Origin of the sequence: Streptomyces sp. SID8352, from assembly GCF_009862265.1 — a bacterium.
Lineage (GTDB): Bacteria > Actinomycetota > Actinomycetes > Streptomycetales > Streptomycetaceae > Streptomyces.
This window is the reverse complement of sequence record NZ_WWGX01000107.1, coordinates 1-3,980: the sequence shown is the minus strand read 5'-3', so window position 1 is coordinate 3,980 and position 3,980 is coordinate 1. Positions and strand designations below refer to the sequence as shown.

Genomic DNA, 3,980 nt, shown 5'->3' with positions numbered 1-3,980 from the left:
TGACGATGAGGTCGCGGGGGATGCTCAGCGCGGTCGCGTTGGAGCGGTCCTTGGCGACGTGCAGCAGGATCGTGGTGTCCGCGTGCCCGACGCTGCCCTTGTCGCCGTAGCCCTCGTTGCCCTTGCCGATGCGCCGGTCGGTGCCGATCAGCAGGATGTTGAAGGCCTCGTTCTTCTTGAACGAACGGGCGCCCGCGTCACCGACGTCCGTCGTCGAGACGTTGCCCTCGAGGTGTTTGAGGTAGAGGTAGCCGCCGACCCCGGTCGCCAGGACGACGAACGCCATGGTGCCGCCGGACCACATCAGGATCTTCCGGCCCCGGGACTTCTTCGCCTTCTTCGCCGGACGGCGTCCGCGCCGGCCGGGCGGCGGCTCCTCCGGGGCGGCCCGGCGGCGGCGCTGCGGCGGCAGGTCGCGGCCGGGCGCGGCGGTGCGGCGGCGCGCGCCCGGAACGGCCGCACCGGACGCCGGACGGGCCGGGCCGGCCCCGGCGGGGCCCGTCCCGGCCGGAGCGGCGGACCGCGGGGCCGGGGCCTTCGGTGCCCTCGGGCGGGAGGACGGATGCCCTGCGGAGCCGGGCAGTCGCAGTTCGTACTCGCCCGTCCGCGGATTCAGCACCCACTGGTCTGCGGGATCGACGTCGTCGGCCCGCCCACGTCCTTGCGCGTCCACGGTCTCCCAGTCCTCCGTCGGGGCACGCGGCACCTTCTGCCGGAAGGCGCACGATAAAGGATCAACTTGTGCACGTCGCCGGGGCGGTACGCGTGGGCGGGGGCACTGGAGCGCTCACACTATCGGCCAACTTCTGGCGCCAACGACACAGGTGACGTATCCGACTCCCCTACAACAGGGCAATCCGTCCCAATTCCATGAACGTCACCAGCGGTAGGGCTCGTAGACATCCATGCATTTACCGGTTTCGGATCCGCTGAGGGCGTCACTGTTCTCCGGCAGGTCCCCGGCCTGCGGCGTCCGCTGTTCCGGATAGGTGTCCCCGGCCCGCCAGTCGGCGCCGACCACGACGGTGACCCCGGAGACCTCCGCCGATTCGCGCACCGCCGCCGCGGGAATCCCCAGCGCCCCCGCGACGCGCAGCGCGGCGTCCCGCGGACCGTTCTCCGGAAGGAGCACCGAGGTTCTCGGCTCCGCTCCCGCCGCCGAGTTGTCGGTCACCGCCCGGTCGAATCCCCGCTCCGCCAGGGCCCGCGCGACGGCGCCCGCGCGGCCGGTGGCGGGACCGAGGGAGGCGGAGCCGGTGGCGTTGCGCACCAGCACGCCGAGCGCGGCGTCGGCGGCGGCGGAAGAGGCGCCGCCCGGGTCCGGCGGGGCGGAGCCACCGGCGGCCGCACCGCCCGCACGGCCCGCACCGTCCGCGGCGCCCGGGTCGGCCGTCCCGCCGGCGGCTCCGCCGGTGGTCCCGGCGGTGTCCGGAGCGCGGCTCCCCGTGGCGCCGCCGTCCGCGCCGCCCCCGCGGTTCCCCCTGCCGTCGAAGGGCACGTCGTCGCGGAGCATCGCCCACATCCGCTCGGCCCCCCTCTCCTCCGGCAGCAGGTGGTTGACGTCCTGCGGATCCTGGACGGTGGGCAGCGTCGTCATGGTGATGCGGTCCGTCGGCACCGTCCTGAGCTGCGCGGCGAGGTCGTACAGCGCCTTCACCGTGCCGATCTCCCGGGAGACCGTCAGGGACTTGGTGGCGGCCTCGGCCAGCTTCATCAGCCTGCCGGTGTCGGTGAAGACGTTCTGGTCCTTCAGGGTGCGGATCATGGAGTTCATGTACATGTGCTGGGCCCGCGCCCGCAGTTGGTCGCTGCCCCAGGCGTGCCGGGTGCGCAGCCACTGAAGGGCCTGCTCGCCCTTCACCTTGTGCGCGCCCGCCGTCAGCCGCAGCCCCGAGCCGCCGCGCTGCCGGGCCGTCGGCCGGTCCCAGACGTTCTGGTTGACACAGACCTCGACCCCGCCGATGGCGTCCGCCATCCGCACCACGCCCGCGAAGTCGATCGTCATCCAGTGGTCGATGTAGACGTCGCTGAGGTTCTCCCAGGTGGCGAGGGTGCAGCCGGCGCCGCCCCGGCCGAGCGTGGCGTTGATGATGTCGTTGGCCGCCGGATAGGCGCGGCCCGTCCCCGGGTCGGTGCACCGGGGGATGTCGACACGGGTGTCGCGCGGCACACTCACCACGGAGGCGCTCCTGCGGTCCGCGGACAGGTGGATGAGCATCTGCACGTCCCCGAGCGGCGGCCCGTCCCGGTGGTCCCTGCCGCCGCCCAGGGCGACGTTGGCGTCGGAGGCGCGGCTGTCGGAGCCGATGAGCAGGATGTTCAGGGGTCTCTGCCCGGCCGCGTTGGGCTCGGCCCGGTGCGCCTTGGAGTCGCCGCTGCTGCGCTCGCCCTTCGCGATGTTGCCGTTCAGATGCCGGTAGTAGAGGTACCCGGCGCCCGCCGTGCCGAGTATCAGCACCGACAGGGCGGTCGCCGACCAGCGCAGCACCCGGTGCCGCCGTCCGGCGCGGTGCCCGGACCGGCCGCCGTGCCGCGCCCCGCCGCCGGTGTTCCGGGTGGGGCCGTCACCGGTTCCCCGGGCCGGGCGGACGGGCCCGCCCGAGGGGGCGCCCTCCCCGTGCACACTGCTCCGCGCCATGCCTCTCCCCCCGACCGTCGGACCCACCGGGCGCCGGACCGCGCCCCGTTCACGGAGTGGGACGCGCGGGCGCCCCGCGGGGCTGTACGGGCGGACCGGTGCCCGGCGCCGCCCCGGCCGCGGCGCGGCCCACCCGGTAGGACGCGAAACGGGGCCCTCAGGTCACTTGGCGCACTGGACCTTGTCCGCCGTGGACTTCTGCACGTCCTCGGGGGCGCGTGCCGCGGCGGCGTCGAGGGGGATCCCGGCGCCCTTGAAGTCCTTGCCGAGGGTGAGCGTCATGGCGGGCAGCCCCTGGGAGTTGACGACACTCTCGCCGGGCTTCATGGCGGCTCCGGACAGGCCGAGGACCGCGGCCAGCGCCCGGGCCTGGTCGGCCTGCTCGGGGGCGTACTCCAGGGTGGTCCTGGCCAGCCCCGCGGGGGCGTTGCCGGCGTTCTCGGACTTGGTGACGCCCGCCTCGTTCTGGAGGTACAGCAGCTCCTGCTGGGCGCTGCCGGAGGGGGCGCCGCCGTTCTGGACGCGGACGCGGATGTCGCCGGGCGCGGACTTGGGGCCCTTCAGCCGGGCGGCGACGGCGGCGGCCTCCTTCTTCTTCTTCCGCTGGACCTCGGTGAAGGAGACGTCGTCGCGGATCATCGCGAAGACCCGCTGGGCGGAGGCCTCCCGGAGGACGACCGTGGCCTTGACCTTCTCGGCGGGGTTGTCGTCCACCGGCACGGTGGCGAAGGTCAGGTTCCTGGTGTCCAGCTTGCCCAGCTCCAGGCCCAGGTCCTTGAGCTTGCCGATGCTGTCGAGCCGGGAGTCGACGGTCAGCGCGTTGGTGGCGGCCTCGGCCAGTTTCACCATCTTGGTCGGACTGGTCAGGGTGTCGTTGGACTTCAGCTTGCGCATCAGCGAGCTGAGGAACTGCTGCTGGATCTCGATGCGGCTCAGGTCGCCGCCGAAGCCCACGGAGTGGCGGGTGCGGACGAAGGCGAGCGCCTCCTCGCCCTGGATGGTGTGCTCGCCGGCGGACAGCTTGAGGTGCGAGTCCGGGTCGTCGATGTCCTTGGCGAGGCACACGTCGACGCCGCCGACCGCCGAGGACAGCGTCTTGACGGCGTTGAAGTCGGCGACCATGAAGTTGTCGGCGGTGACGCCGGTCAGCTCGGTGACGGTCCGCAGGGTGCAGCTCGGCGTCCGGCCGTCCTGGCCCAGGCTGCTGTTGAAGCGGACGCCGGCGGAGCCGGGGATGACCTTCGTGCTGCCGTCGTCCTGGGTGGTGGGGCAGTCCGGGACGTTGACGATGAGGTCGCGGGGGATGCTCAGCGCGGTCGCGTTGGAGCGGTCCTTGGCGACG

At 73.4% G+C, this 3,980-nt stretch carries 2 protein-coding genes and 1 pseudogene; all 3 read right to left on the bottom strand.

The annotated features are described in order from the left end of the window. A pseudogene (locus GTY84_RS31465) lies at positions 1-673 on the bottom strand (LytR family transcriptional regulator); the annotation flags it as partial. 204 nt (positions 674-877) lie between these two features. Continuing rightward, positions 878-2,638: an LCP family protein gene (locus GTY84_RS31460; RefSeq protein WP_202552492.1), complete on the bottom strand. Its 1,761-nt coding sequence runs from the start codon at positions 2,636-2,638 to the stop codon at positions 878-880. A gap of 162 nt (positions 2,639-2,800) precedes the next feature. After that, positions 2,801-3,980, bottom strand: a 1,180-nt coding sequence (locus tag GTY84_RS31455; protein ID WP_161229834.1) for an LCP family protein, incomplete at its 5' end; no start/stop codon positions are given.

What these genes read in the sequence shown, in the direction of transcription:
- GTY84_RS31460 (WP_202552492.1), bottom strand. Translation starts at nt 2,638, where the DNA reads ATGGCGCGGAGCAGTGTGCACGGGGAGGGCGCCCCCTCGGGCGGGCCC.